Annotated in this window: 16 protein-coding genes; 9 read left to right on the forward strand and 7 right to left on the reverse strand. The window is 62.2% G+C overall.

Translation table 11 applies throughout. From position 1 onward, the window contains the following. Positions 1-92 precede the first annotated feature (92 nt). Positions 93-1184 carry a GGDEF domain-containing protein gene (locus ACE1EY_RS09265; protein WP_370300022.1) on the forward strand — a complete coding sequence of 364 codons (1092 nt, stop codon included), beginning with the start codon at positions 93-95 and terminating at the stop codon, positions 1182-1184. Between the two features lie 27 nt (positions 1185-1211). On the opposite strand, the gene ACE1EY_RS09270 is transcribed toward ACE1EY_RS09265, so the two are convergent. Further along, positions 1212-2129, reverse strand: coding sequence for a bile acid:sodium symporter family protein (locus ACE1EY_RS09270; RefSeq protein WP_291513635.1), 918 nt, complete (start codon positions 2127-2129; stop codon positions 1212-1214). 150 nt (positions 2130-2279) lie between these two features. Here ACE1EY_RS09270 and ACE1EY_RS09275 point away from each other — a divergent pair, with 150 nt between their 5' ends. After that, positions 2280-2690, forward strand: a complete 411-nt coding sequence (locus ACE1EY_RS09275) for a YcgL domain-containing protein (RefSeq protein WP_370300023.1) — start codon at positions 2280-2282, stop codon at positions 2688-2690. On the opposite strand, the gene ACE1EY_RS09280 is transcribed toward ACE1EY_RS09275, so the two are convergent. Continuing rightward, the gene (locus ACE1EY_RS09280; protein ID WP_370300024.1) at positions 2673-5717 is read right to left on the reverse strand and encodes a hypothetical protein; all 3045 of its coding nucleotides are present in this window, start codon (positions 5715-5717) and stop codon (positions 2673-2675) included. The two genes, ACE1EY_RS09275 and ACE1EY_RS09280, sit on opposite strands and share 18 nt — an antisense overlap. 392 nt (positions 5718-6109) lie before the next feature. Between ACE1EY_RS09280 and ACE1EY_RS09285 the strand changes: the two genes are divergently transcribed. Continuing rightward, complete coding sequence (locus tag ACE1EY_RS09285) at positions 6110-8665, forward strand: M4 family metallopeptidase (RefSeq protein WP_370300025.1); 2556 nt, start codon at positions 6110-6112, stop codon at positions 8663-8665. Positions 8666-8715: 50 nt separating this feature from the next. On the opposite strand, the gene ACE1EY_RS09290 is transcribed toward ACE1EY_RS09285, so the two are convergent. Next, on the reverse strand, positions 8716-9297 hold the full coding sequence (locus ACE1EY_RS09290; RefSeq protein ID WP_370300026.1) for a DUF2946 family protein: 582 nt from the start codon (positions 9295-9297) through the stop codon (positions 8716-8718). Positions 9298-9451: 154 nt separating this feature from the next. Between ACE1EY_RS09290 and ACE1EY_RS09295 the strand changes: the two genes are divergently transcribed. Together ACE1EY_RS09295 and ACE1EY_RS09300 are read left to right on the forward strand one after the other, a co-directional pair. Further along, positions 9452-10528: a hypothetical protein gene (locus ACE1EY_RS09295; RefSeq protein ID WP_291513629.1), complete on the forward strand. Its 1077-nt coding sequence runs from the start codon at positions 9452-9454 to the stop codon at positions 10526-10528. A 93-nt stretch (positions 10529-10621) separates the two neighbouring features. Next, complete coding sequence (locus tag ACE1EY_RS09300; RefSeq protein ID WP_370300027.1) at positions 10622-12202, forward strand: BCCT family transporter; 1581 nt, start codon at positions 10622-10624, stop codon at positions 12200-12202. Here the strand turns inward: ACE1EY_RS09300 and ACE1EY_RS09305 are convergent. Further along, complete coding sequence (locus tag ACE1EY_RS09305) at positions 12196-12681, reverse strand: DUF4442 domain-containing protein (protein ID WP_370300028.1); 486 nt, start codon at positions 12679-12681, stop codon at positions 12196-12198. The genes ACE1EY_RS09300 and ACE1EY_RS09305 overlap by 7 nt on opposite strands. An 85-nt stretch (positions 12682-12766) precedes the next feature. On the opposite strand from ACE1EY_RS09305, the gene ACE1EY_RS09310 reads away from it, so the two are divergent. From ACE1EY_RS09310 to ACE1EY_RS09325, 4 genes are read left to right on the forward strand one after another with little or no spacing between them, the layout of a single operon-like run. Then, positions 12767-13627 carry a kinase gene (locus tag ACE1EY_RS09310; RefSeq protein ID WP_370300029.1) on the forward strand — a complete coding sequence of 287 codons (861 nt, stop codon included), beginning with the start codon at positions 12767-12769 and terminating at the stop codon, positions 13625-13627. After that, positions 13624-14472, forward strand: coding sequence for an HAD-IIB family hydrolase (locus tag ACE1EY_RS09315; protein WP_370300030.1), 849 nt, complete (start codon positions 13624-13626; stop codon positions 14470-14472). Before ACE1EY_RS09310 ends, ACE1EY_RS09315 begins: the two co-directional genes overlap by 4 nt. Continuing rightward, positions 14469-15695: a glycosyl transferase gene (locus ACE1EY_RS09320; protein WP_291513624.1), complete on the forward strand. Its 1227-nt coding sequence runs from the start codon at positions 14469-14471 to the stop codon at positions 15693-15695. Before ACE1EY_RS09315 ends, ACE1EY_RS09320 begins: the two co-directional genes overlap by 4 nt. After that, positions 15688-17436, forward strand: a complete 1749-nt coding sequence (locus ACE1EY_RS09325; RefSeq protein WP_370300031.1) for a sugar phosphorylase — start codon at positions 15688-15690, stop codon at positions 17434-17436. Before ACE1EY_RS09320 ends, ACE1EY_RS09325 begins: the two co-directional genes overlap by 8 nt. Positions 17437-17468: 32 nt before the next feature. Here the strand turns inward: ACE1EY_RS09325 and ACE1EY_RS09330 are convergent, their stop codons facing one another. The 3 genes from ACE1EY_RS09330 to ACE1EY_RS09340 all read right to left on the reverse strand — a co-directional run. Then, entirely contained in the window at positions 17469-18371 is a 903-nt protein-coding gene (locus ACE1EY_RS09330) for a cation diffusion facilitator family transporter (protein ID WP_370300032.1), read from the reverse strand. A 54-nt stretch (positions 18372-18425) separates the two neighbouring features. Then, the gene (locus ACE1EY_RS09335; RefSeq protein ID WP_291513621.1) at positions 18426-18782 is read right to left on the reverse strand and encodes a metalloregulator ArsR/SmtB family transcription factor; all 357 of its coding nucleotides are present in this window, start codon (positions 18780-18782) and stop codon (positions 18426-18428) included. A gap of 214 nt (positions 18783-18996) precedes the next feature. Beyond that, the coding region (locus ACE1EY_RS09340) for a M20/M25/M40 family metallo-hydrolase (protein ID WP_370300033.1) at positions 18997-19737 on the reverse strand (741 nt) is incomplete at its 5' end.

The raw sequence follows: 19737 nt of genomic DNA on the forward strand, positions 1-19737 counted from the left end.
GCGCGTCGTGCGACCAGGTTGCGCTCGAGGCGCTTTATCAGGAGTGGCAAGCAGAAGGCAGCCGGGGCGCCCGCATCGCGCTCGCAGTGGTCGTGATCGCGCTGTTGGCGATCAACACGGCCAACGAATTCATCTTGCTACGACCCGAGGCGAAGTTTCTGCCGTTGGCGCATTGGATCCAATGGGGCATTGAATGCCCCGCGGCCGTCGTGGCGCTGCTGGTCCATCTCAGCCGCCGTCTGAAGTGGCTCTGGGACCCGGTGTTCATCGTCGCAGGCATGTTGGTGGCGTTCGGCGTGGAGGCTCAACGCGTGTTGGGTTTATCGCAGGGATTCGACATGCCAGCGCTATTCGCTCCGGTTGCCGTCGTCACCGGCGCCATCAGCGCCCGGTTGCGGTTCTGGTTGGCATTGCCGGCCAGTGTGCTGTTTCTGATCGTCTGGAGCGTGATCGAAGTCCTCTATCTTGATAACCCCGCGACCGCGACCAATGTTCTGTTCGCCGGGTTTGTCGCCCTATCCGGACTGCTTGTCGGCCTCTACGGGCAGGAATATCACTCGCGCCGGGCCTGGCTGCAGCAAGAGTGGAATCGCGTGATGTCGGAAACCGACCCCATGACGCTGATGCCGAATCGGCGCGCGCTGACCCGCCTGGGCGACGAGCTGACCGAACGGGCGCAGCGCGAGCATCAATCCATTGCCCTTGCAGTGATCGATATAGATCACTTCAAGCGTTACAACGACGAATGGGGCCATGAGCGGGGGGACGAATGCATCCGTCGCGTAGGCCAGGCGTTGGCGGCGCAGGCGCGGCGCGCCCAAGACGTTGTCAGTCGCATCGGCGGTGAGGAGTTCGTTGTCATCTGGTACGGCCGTAAACCTGACACCCTGTATGCGGCAGCAGAAGCCTGCCGCAAGACAGTCCGCGATCTGGCAATACCTCATCCCGACGGTCCGGAGTGCAAGGTCACGGTATCCGTCGGCGCGGTATGTCTGCCCGCGTCAAGCCCGCCAGATATGGAGGCCTTGTATCGCGCGGCCGACGCGGAGCTCTACATCGCGAAACGCGCCGGGCGGGATCGCTGCTCGGTCCGTCACCTCACGACCGCAACAATGCAGACCGGATCTCTGCAGCGCAGAGCAGAGCGCACGCTGGCGCCATCCTGGCCCCCGACCGAGGACTGAAACCGCCCCGGTGAGATCCGTCGTTGCTCAGCTGGATCGCGGCCGCAGACCTCGGCGCCTCCAGAACGTTGCCAGACTCCAGCCGGAAATCAGGTGCCAGACTCCCCACCACGCCACGATCATCGCCATGCCGCCCAGCCCTGCGAAGTGGTTGAAGCAGATGATCAGACCGAATCCTGAATTCTGTATTCCGGTTTCGAAGCTGACCGCGCGGCGGTCGGTCTCGGGCAGGCCAGCCAGCTTGGTCAACGCGTAGCCGCAGGCCAGACCGAGAGCATTGACGATGGCGACAATCCAGAACGCCACCCCGACATGGCCCAGAAACGCACGCCAATTGCCGAACAGGGCCGCGACGATGAACAACCCGAGAAAGATCATCGACAAGCGCCGCATCGGCTGTTTGATGCGCGCTGCCACGGCGGGAAATCGCGCGGTGACGCCCATGCCGCAGAGTGTCGGGATCACCAGAATCAACATCACCGTCAGCACGATGTCTGACGGTGTCAACGATAGCTCGCGCAACAAGGATTCAGCCGGCGCGTAATGGCCAGCCCAGAACATGAAATTCACCGGAGTCATCACGATGGAGGCCAAGGTCGATAGGCCGGACAGGCTCACCGATAGCGCCGCATTGCCCTGCGCCATGGCCGTCAGGAAATTGGACACGTTTCCGCCGGGACAGGCGGCAAGCAGCAACAAGCCCAGCGCGATGCTCGCCGACGGTTGCAAGACGATGATGCAGAGCCACGCCAATGATGGAAGTAGCAGAAACTGACAACACAGGCCTACGGCCAAGCCCTGTGGCCTGCGCAAAACCGCGCGAAAATCGGCGACCCTCAAATCCAGAGCAACGCCAAACAGAATGATCGCGATGATCACGTTCAGCGCGCCCAACGCCGCCGGACTGAAATTGAGCTGGATCTGATCGAGCGCGGTGGCGTTCATTGTTCTCTCTGCGCTTCCTTAAACACTCCGCCGAGGGCGCGTGACCGCATCCTGCCTGTCGGTCGGGGCGGCCACAAGCAGTGCGCGGGTGACTGACCCACGCGTATTCTCAAGCGGCCGCTGAACACAGACCGTGGTGCTAAGAACCGAATGGGGATCGACGGCGGCGCCATCCGGCTCAGGATAGCGGTTGATACCCTGACAACTACCCACGAATCGGTTGCGGCAGAACGCCCATCAGGCTTGTTCAAGCCCGGGATTTTCGCCAAGATGCCGCGCCCCGCTTCCCAGTCGCTTGCCATGAAATGCACGGTGTACCGCAGCCGCCGACACGATGAACTCTATGTGTTCGTGACAGGCGATATGCCGGCAGACGAGCTCCCTGTGTCGCTCCGCCGACTGACGGGCCCCTTGGAACAGGCGATGGAATTGGAGTTGACGCCCGAACGCCGGCTCGCTCGCGTCGATGTCAACGCGGTCTTGGCCGGGCTGGAGGCATCTGGCTACTACGTCCAGATGCCCCCCAGCCCGATCAAGCCGAGGTTACATACCGGCGACTAGCCCGGGATTCTCGCGTGCGGCCAACCGGGCGCGACGACGCAGTGCCGCCAGCAAGCCCAGCGGACCCAGCAACCAGACGCCGAGCATACCGCCCTTGCCGGTCGCGGCTGGCGTGGGCGTCGGCGTCACGCCTGCCTCCTCGAAGCTGTAGCTCCAGATATGGCGGCCGAACGTGGACGCAAACACCCTCAGTGGGTCGCCGGGGTCCTGCACGATCTGCGTGACCACGACATTAGGCAGCGAGCCGCCCCCCAGCACGCCCCACTCGGAGCCGTCCGTGTCCGAGGAGATGAACGCGCCCAGATCGGTGCCGATCAGCAGCTGCCCGTCGTGCAGCAAGACCGTATTCACCTGCAAGTCGGGGAGGTTGCCCGAGATATCGATAAAGCTTTCCCCAGCGTCGGTGGACTTGAACACGTTACCGGTGCCCAGCCCGTCATTCGTATCCAGATACGAACCCGGTGGCACCCAGTCACGACCGGAGTAGCCGCCCAGGGTCACGTAGATGGTATTGACGTCTTCGGGGTCCTGCTCGATGGCGGTGATGTAGCGGTTCGGCAACCCGGCGGCCGTCGCGATATGCCATCCGTCGGATGAACCTGGATTCGGCGGCAGATCGCCACCGACATTGGTCGCGATGCCGTTCTCGAAGCCCAGATCCCAGCGATTGAGGATGTCGCAGACGCCGCAGAAACCGACGTAGGCCGCTTCGTCCCGCAGGTGGATGGTGGACATCTGCCTCAGCCCCCCGGTGTCGGAGGTGCCCAAGGTGAAGACCTCTGTCCAGTTGTTGGTTGTTCGGCCCTGCAGCGTCTCCACGATGTTTGAGCCGCCGGTCATCACATGCTCGGCATTGGTCTCGTTCATCGTGAAGTAATTCGCGAACATCACGTCCGCGGCACCGGAGCTGACGCTGGACAGGCTCAAACCGCCATCAAGAGTGACGTTCAGACCGCCATTCTGCGTGGTCAGATAGGCGTAGTTGCTGTCGTCAGGGTCGACCGCGGCAAAGAAGCCGTCACCGCCCAGGGACTGATACATCTCGCGGGTATCACCCTCGATGTGGCCGGAACCGTTGTCCTGCAGGCCGAAGTAGACGCGACCGTCTTTCGCCACGGCGAGCCCATACGGCAGCAAGGTGTAAAAGCCCTCGTTGTGGCCTTGCGCCCAGCCGTTGTTGTTGATCTCCTCGCCTGCACCAACGCATTGGCGGAACACGCCGCCGTCGTTCCCGGCAAACAGGCACACTCCGCCGTCACCGGTCGGAATCCACATACCGTCATGCTGGTCCGGATGGGTGGTGGTGTCGGTGATCAACTCGGAGTTGGTCGGACAGGCCGGCACGCCCGTAGTGAGCAGCTGGCAGGATTCACCGGCGTAGTACACGCCGACGACGTTGTAATCGTTGGGTCCGACCTGCGCCAGACCGTCCTGCCCGACCCCGGTCGTGGTCCGGGATTGCCAAACCTCCTCAAGCCCGAAGGTCAGTCGCGTGGGTACACCGCCGAGCAGGTCGGCGCGCGTCGGGTCGGGGGCAACCCAGAGGTTGTACCAAGCCTGAACCCCGGGGCCATTGAACAGGGCGGCGCCGACGACGGACAACCCGGAACCGCTGGCCGGGTTGGCGGCGATCTCGATATCGTCGGCCAAACGCATCCAGCTATCACCGAAATCGGTCGATACGTACACCCCATTGATTGAGGTGGAGTTCAGACCGACCCCCGTGTTTCCGGTGCCGTCGTCCGGCACATCGATCCCCTGCACGCCGCCGTTGAACAGCACGGCGTCACCCACGATGGCGTAGACGACGTTGTGATCCTGCTCAGGTCCCGTGGCGATACCCAGCTCGGTTCGCCCGATACGTTCTTCCGTGGTGAACCCGATATTGGTCAAGCCATCGCCGGAGACATCCAGGCGCACGAACGTATCCGGATCACCGGAATCCGAACGATAAAGGCCGTTGCCCGGCGAATGGATCGTCCCATCCGGAAACACGGCTTTGCCGGCGCGGTAGCCAACCGCGGCGAGCACTTCACCGCCTGCCTCGTCAGTGATGCCCCCAGGCTCCTTGACGACCACATCGGTGACGAAATTCGCGAACTGGCAGGCGCCATAACCCACAGCGCCAGCACATTCAGCCGAGACCGGCAGGTTGACATTGGTGAAGCTGGATCCTGCGTCCAACGACTTGTAGAGACCCATCGAGGTCGCGACATACACCTCATCGGTGTTGGTTGGATCAACGGCGACCTCGAAGCCCATCGCGCCATCGGGCACGCCGGTCGATTGATTCCATGTCACGCCCAGGTCATCCGACCAGAACGCGCCCAGCCCCATGTAGGTGGAGCCGCCCATGACGTGTTCCCCGGACACGACGACCAGGCGCCCGGGCCGATCGCCCTTGGGCGCCACCCATTCCACGGCGCCGTTCACCAGCGTGGGCATGGTGTCGCCGATCGGCACCCAGAAATCTCCCAGGGTTTCGACCGAATCGGTATCGCTCATCCACAGCCCGCCGGTGCCGATCAGCGCGAACAGCCGAATGTTTTCCGGGTCGTAGGCGAAACTGTCCACGCGGCCCATGGAACTGGGAATCCCCTGCCCCGAGGTGCCGTAGCGCGGATCGCTGGTGATCAGCACCCCGGTCCCGTACTCCTCCCAGAGACCATCGGCGCCTGCGATCGCCTTGCGTTCCAGCATCGCGTTCTTGGCCTCGAGCGCGGCGCGCACGGAGCCTGGTTCCACCAGTCCAACACCCGGCGAGCGAGCCTGCATCGCCTGCTGGACTTCTGTGAACGGCTCCGGGTGCTTCTGATTCAGGCAAGCGGTATCGCCATACTGTCGCCGCAACTCGTCAATTTGGCCCTTATTCAGATCAGGACGGAATTCACGGGCGTAGGCCACCGGGTCGACGGGCGAAAACCCCGGCGCGCAGTCGGCGTCCGGCGTATCTCGCCATCCCAGCATGCTGACGGCCATAGCCGCAGCAATCGCCGCGACCGGTGTCGCCACGAATATTGGTTTCATGTTGTATTCCCCAGAATGTACGTTCGAACAGAGCGAAGCAGTCGCCGCTTCCTCACGTTGGCAACACGGGATACAAACGCCATGCCATCCGAGGGCTAAAACTCCCGCGGCGGTGGCCAGCAATCCCGCAGATGAACCCGAGACGGATCGCACCCGAATCAATATCCAGCGCGTTAATCGCCCTGGAAACATGGGATATTTATACCAGTTAGCCGCAAGATCGGGACAAAAGTCCCGCATCGGCGCGATCTGTGCTTATGCTGTCGCCGTTCCGGGTGGTCCGGCGGTGCCGATTGGCGTCCGCGATCCCCGACTTGGCTCAATCTAAACCGTCCACGGCCGACACTGGGGCATAGCATTTCCTGTCGGGGCCATGGACCAAGAGGACATCCATGAAAGCACCTCGCATCGCGTCGCTGGTAGCGGCAGCTGTGATGATGGCAGCAGGCCAACCGGCCGCTGCCGCAACCAAGCACGATCTTCTCGCCAAGCTGGATGCAGCGACCCAGGGTTCGCTGGTCAGCACGGCGCGACCCAATGAGCGGTATTTCGCGGTTTCGACGCCCGATCAGCGTGTTTTGATGACGCTTGATGCCGCGGGCTCGCCTTTGGATCGCGCCACCGAGTTTCTGGCCGAATACGGCGCGCTGATCGGCGTTCAAACGCCGACCGAGCAGCTGGCGCTACAGCGCGTGTTTACCGACCGAGCCGGACGCACGCATGTGCATCTGGATCAGCGCCATCAGGGCGTGCCCGTTTTTGGTGCGCGTACGGTGGTGCATCTGAGCGAGACAGGCGCGCTGGGGCTGAACGGTGTGTTCATCGAAGGGCTGGACAGTTTGGCGATGACGCCGCACAAGTCATCCACCGAGGTCGCGGCCACCGCCAAGGCGATGACGCGCAAGTTCCACCCCGGCGCCGATCCCGTGATCGAGTCGAGTCGCCTCGTCGTCTATCCGATGGGCTTGCTGAAGGGCGTGCCCGGCGAGAATCGGCTGGCCTACGAGGTGAATGTCGTCGACAGCTACCGCCGTCCGGCCGACCCGGTTCGGGAGCAGCTGTTCATTGATGCCACCACGGGTGCCGTGCTCAATCGGATCAACAATATTCAGCACACGCTGAATCGATCGATTCACACGCCCACCATCGATGTGCCTGCGGTGGTCACCGAAGGCAGTGCGCTGGCGCCGGCAGATCCGGAATTCGCGGGCGATGTCACCGGTTCGGACCGTACGCCAAATACCCCGCTCAACAACCTTTATATCTACGCGGGTGGCACCTACGACCTCTATCGCAATCTGTTTGGCCGCGAAGGCTACGACGATGGCGACACCGCTCCGGAAGATCAGATCCAGTTCAGCGTTTATCTGGTCAACGAGAACTGTCCCAACGCCTATTGGGATGGGCAGTCAACAAACTACTGCCCTGGCTTTGATGCCGACGACATCGTCAGCCACGAATGGAGCCACGGCTACACCGAATACACCCATGGACTGATCTATCAGTATCAGTCCGGCGCCCTGAATGAAGCTTATTCGGACATTTTCGGTGAAATGTACGATCTGGTGAACGGCCTGGAAGGCCCGCTGGGCGTCACCCTCACCGAAGGCGAGTACTACGAGAACCGGGGCAGCCGCTGGGTGCTCGGCGAAGATCTGAGCGAGGTTGCCGCTGCATTGCTGCTTCGGGACATGTGGGACCCGGACGGATTCCCGTCACCTTCGCCCGGCAGCGTGATCACCTCGGAGAATTACTTCTGCGGCACCTCCGATGGCGGCGGTGTGCACACCAACTCCGGCGTGCCCAACCATGCCTTCGCCATGCTGGTTGATGGCAAGAGCTTCAACGGCGTGGATATTCCCAGCATTGGCATGATCAAGGCCGCGAACATCTACTTCCGCGCCATGACGGTCTACCAGACGCCGACCACCAACTTTGCCCAGCACGCCGACGCGTTGGAGCAGTCCTGTGCGGATCTGATCGGTCAGCCGCTCACCGATGTATTCGGCGACCCGTCGGATCAGGTCATCGCCGCCGCTGATTGCGACGCCGTGGCTGCAGCGATGCTGGCAGTGGAGATGCGGCAGGATCCCACCGAGAAATGTGGCTACTTGCCGGTGCTTGCGCCCGAAGCCGAAACGCCATCCGTTTGTGAGGAAGGCAGCGGCCCTGTCACCGCCTTCTCGGAAGACTGGGAATCCGGCGCCCTGCCCGCGGGCTGGTCGATCGCCAGCAATGGCACCGGCGATTCGTGGCCGGGCACGAACTGGGAGGTCAGCGCTGACGTTCCGGAGGCTCATTCCGGTTTTGCGGCCTTCGCGCTGGATTCGCTGGAAGGTACCTGTGCGGCTGGCGGTGATATCTCCGGCAACTTCACGCTGGATGCGCCGGCCGTGACGGTCGACGAAGACAACGCCTACCTGTCATTCGATCACTACGTGCAAACGGAAGCCGAGTACGACGGCGGCAACCTCATGTACAGCGTGAACGGAGCCGACTTTGCCGTGGTCCCGGCCAACGCGTTCCTGCACAACCCCCATGGCGCCGCGTTGGAAGCCGCCGCCACCAACACCAACCCCAAGGCCGGCGAGCTGGCCTGGTTTGGTTCGGACCAGGGGCTGGCGACCGGAAGCTGGGGCACGAGCATCGTCGACTTGTCGGCGCTGGCGGCTGCCGGCGATGCCGTCGTGTTCCGCTGGGATTTTGGTCAGGATGGCTGCAACGGCAACCTCGGCTGGTATGTGGACGAAGTCCAGACCTTTAGCTGCAAAGCGGGTGTGGTCGATCCAACCGACCCGACCGATCCGACGGACCCTATTGATCCCACCGACCCTGGCGACTCAGCCGGCGGCGTCTCGGGCGGTGGCAGTCTCGCGGTACTGGATCTGTTGACGATGCTGATGCTCGCCGGACTGCTCATCCGGGCCCGGCGTTCGCGCCGCGGCTAGTTCACCGCATCCGCAATTAGAAGGGCCGGTTTTGCCGGCCCTTCTTTTATTCAGGCGCCGGCTTCGGGTGGCTGCGGTTCCCGTTCAAAGCCGAGGCTTGTCGGCATTGCGTTGGCATCCAGGCGCATCACCGCGATCGACCTGTCACGCCAGTCCAGGCGCAGGGTGGTCTGCGAGCCAGACGGCAGCCCAAGTGCCGCGTCTACGGCAGACTCAACCGAGCCCCCACCCTGCACGTCCAGGTGTTCCAACACCCAGGGCAGGTCTTCGCCATCCAAGCAGCCTGCGCCCACGTCCGTGTCCAGCACGACACTGCCATCGCTATCCAGGTAGCACTGGCGGATCTGCATGGGGGTTTGGTCCGTGTGGGCGATCAAATCGCCGCCCGGCTGCACACGAAACACCAGCGGTGTGTATGCCAGCGTCACGTAGCCTCGTTGCGGACCATTCTGACAGAACCAGCAGCCTCGATCGTCGGCCGCATAGTTGAATCGCATCATGTCGATGAGCTTGGGTCGGTCCACACGCTCGCCTTGCAGAAACCACTGCCCTCGACGGTCCAGATGGATCCACCCGTACAGGTGCGGAACATTGGGCCATTTCGCCAGGGCACGTTGTACCCAGTCTTCCATATTGAATCTCCTTCGCTAGCCCTACCCTATGCGTATTCGCACTCCTGGGATTGATTGGGTAGGGTCGTCGCTCAATGGAATGAATGCATTTTGGCCCTTTCCGGCTGCCCGCGGTGGTCTTGCGCGGTAAGCGACATGGGTCCAGGGAGCGGACATGAAACGGATTTGGCTGAGCGCGATCAGTATCGGTGCTGTGCTCTCACCCGCGATCAGTGGCGCAGACTCGTCGCTAGGTGCGGGCGTGTGGGCAAACTATCGTTACGTACTCGATGACAATCGAGATGACGAGACGTTCGGTGATGTTGCCGATGAAGCGCTCATCATCTACGCCGACGGCGCAGCGGATGAGACGGATGAGGGCTGGAGCTATTCGGCCGAGCTACGCATCGGCCCTGGCAGCTTCACCGACACCGCCAACAATTCCACCGGGGATACCTTCGCCTTGCACAAGGCCTGGGTCGGCTTTGCGCTGACCCCGGCTCACCAGCTGATTGTGGGCAAGAGCCAGGTGCCATTTGCCTGGAAAACCGTGAATTTCTGGCCCGGAGACGGGTTGCAGGCCGGCTATGGCGATCAAATGGACGTGGGAGTGAAGCTCGTATCGGCCACTCCCATCGGTTACCAACTCGCGTACTTCCATGCTGACGACTGGGGCGAAACCAGCACCGACACGGTGGACGATAACGGCCACTGGGGTTCTTCGACGACATATCGCAAAGTGCAGACCGTAGTCGGTAACGTTGATTGGCCGCTGACTGAACACCAGACCCTGTCCCTGTCCGTGCAGGCGGGTCGGCTGCAGGCGCTGGTACCGATGATGGAGCAAGCGGTCGATGGCCGGCATCATGCGCTGGCGCTTCACTATCACGGCAAGTTCGACGCGTTTTACGTCAAAGCAGAATTCATCGACACGCAGCGCGAGTTGCCGGATACCTATCTGGCCAGCGAACCAGCGTTGCCCCGCGAGATCGCCAATCAGCGTGCGGGTTTCGAGCTGGGTTACGAGCGCGGCCCGTGGTTCTGGTATCTGGACGCGCATGCCGCACTGCCCGACACGGCGGGATCGACCACAGACACCGTCTACTCGTACAGCCCGGGCGTCAGCTACGACTACGGGCCCGGCTGGATTTACGTCGAGTACCTCGGCCAAACAGGTTTTGTCGACCGAAACGGACAGGTTGGCGAAGGCGACTTCGATGCTGTCTACCTGTCCATGGATTTCTATCTCTAGCCACTCACCGGCTGACCGCGGCACCTGCCGCACGTTCTCGCCCCTGAGGCGATAGCGATCATCCCACCGCCCATCGCGACAGGAGAAATCGCAATGTCAGATGTTTCAACCTACGACACCGAGCATTCGATCGGCGAAAACAACGTGCAGTTTCTCGGACTGGACATGCACAACCCGGTGTTCTTCATCAGCGCCGTTCTGGTCGTGCTGTTCGTGATCGGGACCATCATGTTCCCCGAGCCCGCCTCCGTGGCGCTCAGCGCTGCCAAGGCATTTGTCATCAACAACTTTGATTGGCTGTTCATGGTGAGCGGCAATCTCTTCGTGTTGTTCTGCCTGGCCCTGGTGATCCTTCCGGTCGGCAGAATTCGCCTGGGCGGGGCTGATGCGACACCGGAATTTTCCACGCTCTCCTGGTTTGCGATGCTGTTCGCGGCAGGCATGGGCATCGGGCTGATGTTCTGGAGCGTCGCGGAACCGCTGGCCTACTACACCGACTGGTACGGCACGCCCCTGAACGTGGAGGCCGGCACGCCCGAAGCCGTCCGTAAATCGCTGGGTGCGACGATGTACCACTGGGGTTTGCACCCCTGGGCGATCTACGCTCTGGTTGGCTTGTCGTTGGCGTTTTTCGCCTACAACCAGAATATGCCGCTGACCATCCGTTCAGCGTTTTATCCCCTGCTGGGCGAACGCTGCTGGGGCTGGCCCGGACATATCATCGACACCATGGCGGTGTTGGCGACCATCTTCGGGCTCGCCACGTCGCTGGGCCTGGGTGCCAAGCAGGCCGCGAGCGGGCTCAATTTTCTGTTCGACATCCCGGCGACGCTCAACACCCAGATTGCCATCATCACCGGCGTGACCGCCGTAGCGGTGATGTCGGTGATCCGGGGGCTTGAGGGTGGGGTCAAGCTGCTGAGCAATCTGAACATGACGCTTGCGATCATCCTGTTGGCTTTTGTCGTGGCCGTTGGCTCCGGGTTCGGCATCTTCGGTGACATTCTGACCACGGCTAGCGCTTACGCGACGAATATTGTGCCGCTGTCCAACTGGATCGGCCGAGAGGACGAATCCTGGCTACACGGATGGACCGTGTTCTATTGGGCCTGGTGGGTGTCCTGGTCACCATTCGTGGGCATGTTCATCGCGCGGGTGTCGCGTGGACGAACCGTTCGCGAGTTCGTCACCGCTGTTTTGCTGGTGCCGACGGCCGTCACGGTGCTGTGGATGGCGGCGTTCGGTGCCAACGGCTTGGAGCAGGCTGCAAACGGGACAGGCGCCCTGGCCGACGGAATCGACAAGGTGTCGCTGTCGCTATTCCATATGCTGGATCAACTGCCTTGGACGTTGGTCACCTCGTGTGTCGCAATCGTGCTGGTGTTGGTGTTTTTCGTCACGTCGTCCGATTCGGGTTCCCTGGTCATCGATAGCATCACCGCAGGCGGCAAGTTGGATGCCCCCATTGCCCAGCGCGTGTTCTGGGCAGTCATGGAAGGCATGATCGCCGGCGCCTTGCTGTTTGGCGGAGGCAAGCAGGCGCTCGACGCACTGCAGGCAGGCGCCATCTCCACGGGCTTGCCGTTTGTGGTGTTGCTGTTGCTGATGTGTGTGAGCCTCTACATCGGCCTGAACCGTGAACGGCGCCAGCTCAAGGCCGCCGCCAGTCAGTAGCCGGGCGGCGGTTTATCGCGTCGGTGCCGGACATACAGCGTCTTGTGTACACGGGCGATGCGCCGGCCGCCTGAGTCGGTAATGTCGACGGTGCGCTCCGGATGCACGGAGCGCGCCCCGTCGGCCAGTGCACGGCGAATGTCGTCCACCTGCCCTTGGCTCCACTCGAAGCTTGCGAAGACTGCCCCGCGACCGGGCTTGAGGAATTCGACGCTCGCAGCCTTGTCCCATACCTCGTAGCCCGGCCCTAGCCGCCCGACGAGGAGTAGCACCCAATGTGGATCGCACATGGAGTAAAGACTGCCGCCAAACTGTGTGCCGAAGGCGTTGCGGTTGTACCAGCGCAGGTCCATGCGTACATCCATGCGCGAAAAATCCGCGGCCAGCGCCGTGACCCGGATGCCGGTTCCCCAGTACGGCGGATAGACGTTAAGAAAGGTTTTGAACAAGCGAGGATGCTTGTAGAGTCTGCTCGGCATTGAGTTGGCTGCGCTCCTGTTGTCCGTGCGTTCATGATCGACCGTCACCGCACTGTATTGGCTCGCCGCTTGCAAAGGAAACACCGTGAAGCACAGCCCGGCCCAACGCGATCAGGGGTTTGTCACGCCCGCATACGATGCGGCGGTGGACTCGTTATGTACCGCCATCGCGCGGTGGCATCGCGACGGCGCCACGGTCATCGGCCTCAGCGGCGCACAGGGAACGGGCAAGTCGACTCTGGCGTTGCACCTTCTTGATGCATTGGCCGCCCGCCATGGTTTGCGTGGCTGCATCCTGAGCCTCGATGACCTCTACCTCACGCATTCCGCACGACTCGGCCTGAGCAAGCGCGTTCACCCGCTGTTCATCACCCGCGGCGTTCCGGGTACGCACGACGCGATGCTGGGACTGGCGCTGATCAAAACCCTGCTCGCAACCGACAGTGAAAGCGAAGTAGCAATCCCGCGATTCGTGAAGGCGATTGATGACCGCGCCCCGATTTCGGACTGGCACCGGGTACAGGGTCCGATCGACATCGTGTTGTTCGAAGGCTGGTGTCTTGGCGTTGGTCCAGTGGACGCCGACGAGGATGGCGCGCCCATCAACGCGCTGGAGGCATCCGAGGACGCAGAAGGCCTCTGGCGCACGTACATCGAGCGTGAGTTACTCGGCCCCTACGCTGATCTGTTCGCCCGTTTGGACCGGCTGGTTTTTCTGCAGGTGCCCGATTTCGAACAGGTTCAGCAGTGGCGCGGTCAGCAGGAGCAGGAAAACGCCCGACAGGTCGACGGCGCGCAGCCGATGTCGCCGGAGGCGCTGCAGCGCTTCATCAGCCACTACGAACGCCTGACCCGACGAGCCCTTGCGACCTTGCCGGATCGCTGTGATGCACTGATCAGGATCGCTCAGGACCATAGCTTTGAGCAGGTGGACGTGCGTTCGTGACAACATCGCAGCCGCAGGCCGTTGTTTTCACCGACCTCGACGGCACCCTGCTCGGGCACCACGATTACAGCATTGCCGGCGCGCTGGCCGGTCTCTCACGTTGCGAGAAGCTGGGCATTCCGGTGGTCCCAACCACCAGCAAAACCGCGGCAGAAACCCTTGGCCTGATGGAGCGGCTGTCGCTGCGTTGGGCCTGCATTGTGGAGAACGGTAGTGCCGCGATCATTCCTGAACAGTCTCCGTGGCGTGCGGCCGCGCCGGAATCGGGCGCGCTGCGTTTCGGCGCCGAACGCGCTCAGATACTCGATGCCTTGCCGGCATTACGACAATCCACCGGTGCGCGATTTGTCGCGTTCAACGAGATGCCGATCACGGGCATTGCCGAGTTGACCGGCCTGTCGTTGGACGACGCACGGCAGGCAGCAAACCGCGGCTACTCCGAACCCTTGCACTGGCAGGATTCGGATGCGGCGCTTGATGCCTTCGAGACAGCCGTCGAAGCCGCTGGCCTGCGCTGTCTGCGCGGCGGACGGTTTGTCCACGTGCTCGGCCCCACCGACAAGGGACTCGCCGCCAAGGCCTTGCTGGACGCGGTTGGCCTGTCGGAAGTGCCGGTGATCGCCCTGGGCGATGCTGGCAATGACGAAGCCCTGATCAACGCTGCGCATATCGGGGTCTGGGTCCGCTCGCCCCGCGGCCCGGCACCCTCGACGACAGCCCGAGTTCGAACGTTCCGGACGCAGGCCCTCGCGCCTGACGGCTGGACCGAAGGCGTCAATGCCGCCATCAATATCTGTATTGGAGACCACGGCGACGCCCCCACGGCGTTCGCGCAACCGTTATGAGTGATTTTTTCCAGAACGGCGTCATCACGACGCTGCATCAACTCCGGCAACGGCCGATTGATGAAATCGAGAGTGAACTGCTGCGGTTCTCGCAAACCCGACCGCTTTCGCTGGTGCTGCCCTGCCTGATCGACGAGCTGTCGCGACCTGCGCTGCAGACCATCGTCTCGGAGATCGCCAAGGTGCCCTATCTGAGCCAGATCGTGGTCGGTCTGGACGGTGCGGATGAGGCCGAGTACCGCGCCGCGCGTCAGTTCTTCGCGCAGCTGCCGCAGAACACGCGGGTCATCTGGAACGACGGGCCACGGCTGCAGGCACTGGACGAACGCCTGCGCTCCGAACTGCTCGCGCCCGAAGCCCGCGGTAAGGGCTGCAACGTCTGGTATTCGCTGGGCTACATTCTGACCCATGGCGAGACCTACACCGGGGCCGTGGCGCTGCATGACTGCGACATTCTCGGCTACGACCGCAACATGCTGGCCCGCCTGCTCTACCCGGTGGCGAACAACAATTTCAGCTATGAGTTCTGCAAGGGTTACTACGCGCGGGTTGGTCAGGAGCGTCTGAACGGTCGGGTGTGCCGCTTACTGCTCACGCCGTTGATCCGCACGCTGCGCAAGATCTTTGGCCCGCTGGAATACCTCGACTACCTCGACAGTTTTCGCTACGCGCTGGCTGGGGAATTCTCGCTGAGGACCGGGGTGGTCTCCGATTTGCGAATTCCAACGGATTGGGGCCTGGAAATCGGGGTGCTGTCCGAGATGTACCGGAACTACTCGACCAACCGGCTATGTCAGATCGACATTGCCGATCAGTACGATCACAAGCACAAGGCGCTGTCCGCCCACGACGACAGCGGCGGGCTGGCCAAGATGTCCATCGACATCATCAAGGCCATCTATCGCAAGCTCGCGACCAATGGCGTGGTGTTCACCACCGAGAGCTTTCGTTCGATCAAGGCGACGTATTACCGGGTGGCGCTGGATTTCGTCAGCACCTACGCGGCCGACGCACGGGTCAACGGTCTGAGTTTCGACAACCACCGGGAGGAACAAGCCGTGGAGTTATTTGCGAAGAATATCGTCAAAGCCGGTGAAATCTTTCTGAAAAATCCGATGGAGACGCCATTCATTCCGAGCTGGAGCCGGGTCCGATCGGCCATGCCGGATGTGCTGGATCAACTGTCGGACGCCATCGAAGCGGACCATCGGGACTATGGCTGAACCTTCGCCCTGGCGGCTGCGCGACCGCCTCCATGATCACATTCGCCTGCTCTACCCCGACCAGGACACCGGGGCGCTGGTTGAGGCCTGCATCGCGGCCATGCGGCTGGACCCGGAAACGCCGACGCCGGAATCGCGCCGCAACCTGTGGAGCGAAGCCGATTCGGTGGTGATCACCTACGGCGATACGGTGACATCGCCCGACGAGCATCCGCTGGACAGCCTTGCGGCGTTCATGCGCCATCGCCTGCGCGACACGGTCTCCTCCGTCCATATCCTGCCCTTCTACCCGTGGACATCGGACGACGGCTTCGCCGTCTCCGACTATGGCGTCGTTCACCCGGAACTGGGGGATTGGGATGACATCCGGCAGATCAGCCAGGATTTCCGGGTGATGGGCGATTGCGTGATCAACCACTGCTCGGCCTCGCACCAGTGGTTCAAGAATTATCAGGCGGGTCTCGCGCCCGGCGACGGCTATTTTGTCGAGGCCGACCCGGAAAAGGACCTGAGCGCAGTTGCGCGGCCACGTACGTCCCCACTGCTGCGGCCGGTGGAAACCAAAAACGGCACCCGCCATGTCTGGTGCACCTTTGGGCACGACCAGATCGATCTGGATTTCGCCAATCCGGAATTGATGCTCGAGATCATTCGTCTGTTCCGGCACTACCTGGATCGCGGGGTGACGGCCTTCCGGCTCGACGCCGTGGGCTACGTCTGGAAGGAAGACGGCACGTCCTGTCTCAATCTGGCCGGTGCCCACGAGGTGGTTCGTCTCATTCGCACTCTGGTCGAACATGCTGCACCGGACGCCTGGATCATTACCGAGACCAATGTTCCGATCTTCGAGAACCTGGCCTATTTCGGTAATGCCAACGAAGCGCATCTGATCTACAACTTTTCGCTGCCGCCACTGCTGCTGCATGCGCTGTGCACCGGCAACAGCCGTCATTTGCGCGCCTGGATGATGAGCATGCCGCCGGCCCGCGACGGCACGACCTACTTCAATTTTCTCGCCTCGCATGACGGGATCGGCCTGCGTCCGGTCGAGGGCTTGCTGGACGACAATGAACGCGACGCCATGGTCACGGCGATGCAGTCATTTGGCGGTCTGGTGTCCTGGCGAACGGTAGCCGGCGGCGAGCAAAAGCCCTACGAAATCAATATCGCATTGTGGGATGCCTGTCGCGGTACGGTGGACGGCGAGGATCAATGGCAGCTGGAACGCTTCATCTGCGCGCATGCCGTCATGCTGGCGCTGGAGGGGATCCCCGGCATTTATATCCATAGCCTGCTCGGCACCGGCAACGACCTTGCAAGCGTCGAGAAAACCGGGCGAAGTCGGTCGATCAACCGGGCCCGATGGGACCGGCAAACACTGGAATCAGCGCTGGACGATCCGGAGAGCTCCCACGCACAGGCGTTTGCGAGGATGTCGCATCTGCTCGCGGTGCGGCGACTCCAGCCGGCATTTCACCCCAACGCAACCCAGTTCACCCTGCAGCTGCGCGACGGCTTGTTCGCCTTCTGGCGGCAAAGCCGCAGCCGGGATCAGTGCATCTTTTGCGTGAACAATCTCACGCCCGAGCCGCAACGATTCGCCCTCGCGGATCTGAATCTCATGCGCAACGAACAGTGGTATGACCTGATCTCGGACCAGGCCATGCCCGATGTCTGGAGCGAGCTCGAGCTGTCGCCGTACCAGTGCCTGTGGATCACCAACCGGCCGCGAGATAACTGAATCGAGCCCGTTCGGGCTGGGTCCCGCTGAGCTCAACACCTGGCGCAGTCCCGGTCGACCGCCGCAACCTCTGGCTGCAGGGTCGGGTGATCGATATCGAAGGCTTGGTGCAACCGGTGACGGATGGCAGCAAGGACCGCCGGCCAGTCATTCATCGTCTGCATCTCTACATGCGCCGACAAGGCGATGGTCTCCGAGGACACCGACCAGACGTGGACATGGTGCACATCGGCAATCGACGGGTGGGCGTCTTGCATGGCGGCCTGGATCTCAGCGAGATCCAGCCCGCGGGGCACGCCGGCCATGACCACGTTCAGCGCATTGAGCAACAAACGGGTCGACGATACGACGATCAAGGCGCAGACGAATAACGAGAGCAGCGGATCAATGGGCAGCCACCCGGTTGCCCAGATGATCACACCCGCCGTAACAGCAGCCAGCGAGCCCAGCAGATCACCCATGACATGCAGTAGCGCGCCCTGTGTGTTCAGGGTTTGCTCGCCGCGATGAAGTAGCCAGGCCACCAACAAGTTGATGCCAAGACCCAGCGAGCCGACAAGAATCACGGCCGACGCATCCACGTCCACTGGATTGCCCAGGCGCCGCAATGCTGACCAGGCCACCAGTACTACAACCGCATACATGAACAGGACATTGACCAGCGCACCGACCAGCTCGGCACGCTTCCAGCCATAACTCAGCCGCCGCGTGGGTCCCAGCGCCGACAGCCGCGCCGCCACCGCGCCGATGCCGAGCGCAGCGGCATCGGTGAGCATGTGACCGGCGTCGCCCAGCAGTGCAAGCGAGCCCGCCCACCAGCCGGCCACGGCCTCCACGGCGGCGAAGCCCAGCGTGAGCGCAAGTGCCAACCACAGTGTGCGGCCTGCGCCATGCGATCCGTGATCATGGTGATGGTTCGGGTGATCGTGGCTCATGATTCTGTTATGCCGATCCAGCCGCCAGCACTCAAGCCGGGTCTGCGAACATGTTCAGGCGACGCCGCCTGCGCAAGGGTTGTTTGGCTGCTGCAAATCGGCGTCGCCAGCGCAGCAATGTTCTGTCAGAAATCGCATCAATTCATGCATGGCGCGAAATTCCGGCGCGTAGAACACATGCCGCCCCGACTTGCGGCGCGTGACCAGACCGACCTGGCGCAGGGTTTTGAGATGGAACGACAGCGTTGGCTGGCTCAGTCCGATCTCCGGGATCAGCTCCCCGACACACAACCCGTCGGGCGCGTGACGTACCAGGTGACGATAGATGCTCAATCGCGCGGGCTCGGCCAGGGCGGCTAGCTGAGCCGAGGCTTCCTGCAACCGGGTTGTATCGGGCACGGCGTCGGTCATGAATCATCTGTGGTTAAAAGCCACTGATCAGACCCATCGTCCAGGCAAAGCCGGTTTTACTCGAGAGGCGCTGGCAGCGTGTAGACCGAAGCGTATCGCATAGCGTGTTTACAAAGAAATGACCACAAATGCACTGCACCAGCATTTCTCTGTAATTCCATCGGTCAAGTCTCAACAGTTCAGATAGATAGACGCTTCCTGGCGACGCGATGGTTTAGTTTTCGACCGTCTCTTCCATCAGCAGCGTTTCGTAAAAATTGATCATTCGAAGATATTCGGGCACCGCGATTCGCTCGTTAATGCCGTGGATTCGCTCTGCAACATCTGCCGTGTACTCGAAGGGCGCGAAGTAATAGGCATTGTCGCGCACGGCCGCGTAATGGCGATTGTCGGTGGTGGCGAGAATAATCCCGCTGGCCACCACCGCTTCGGGAAAGCTGCGGTGAATGGCCGCCCGAATTCTCATGAAAGCCGCGGACGAAGCATCGGATAGTGGCGGCGGATTGCTACCAAAGACGTCGATGGGCTCGATGGTCACAGCGGGGTCATCGATCAGTCCACGGACCGCGTCGGTGACCGATTCAATGGTCTGCCCCGGCAGAATGCGGAAGTTGACGGTGGCGCTGGCCGTCGATGGCAGCACGTTGTCCTTGACCCCCGCGCGCAGCATGGTTGGCGCGGTCGTGGTTCGGATGAGTGCGTTCGTCGTCCGGCTCGACGCCAGACTGTCCAGCAGTAGGGGTTCGAACAGCCAGCGATTGGCGATGAAAAACCGATTCAGCCACCCCATGTGCGGCGCCAACTGGTCAAGCATCGTACCCACCGGCTCGATCAACTGCGCGGGCAACGGCTGCGTGTCCAGACGTGCAAGGCCGCGTGCGAGGCGCCCGATGGCGCTGTTCCGTGAGGGTGTCGAGCTGTGCCCGCCATCGCCCTTCGCCGTGAGCTGCAGCGA

This window comes from Abyssibacter sp., assembly GCF_964229365.1.
Lineage (GTDB): Bacteria > Pseudomonadota > Gammaproteobacteria > Nevskiales > OUC007 > Abyssibacter.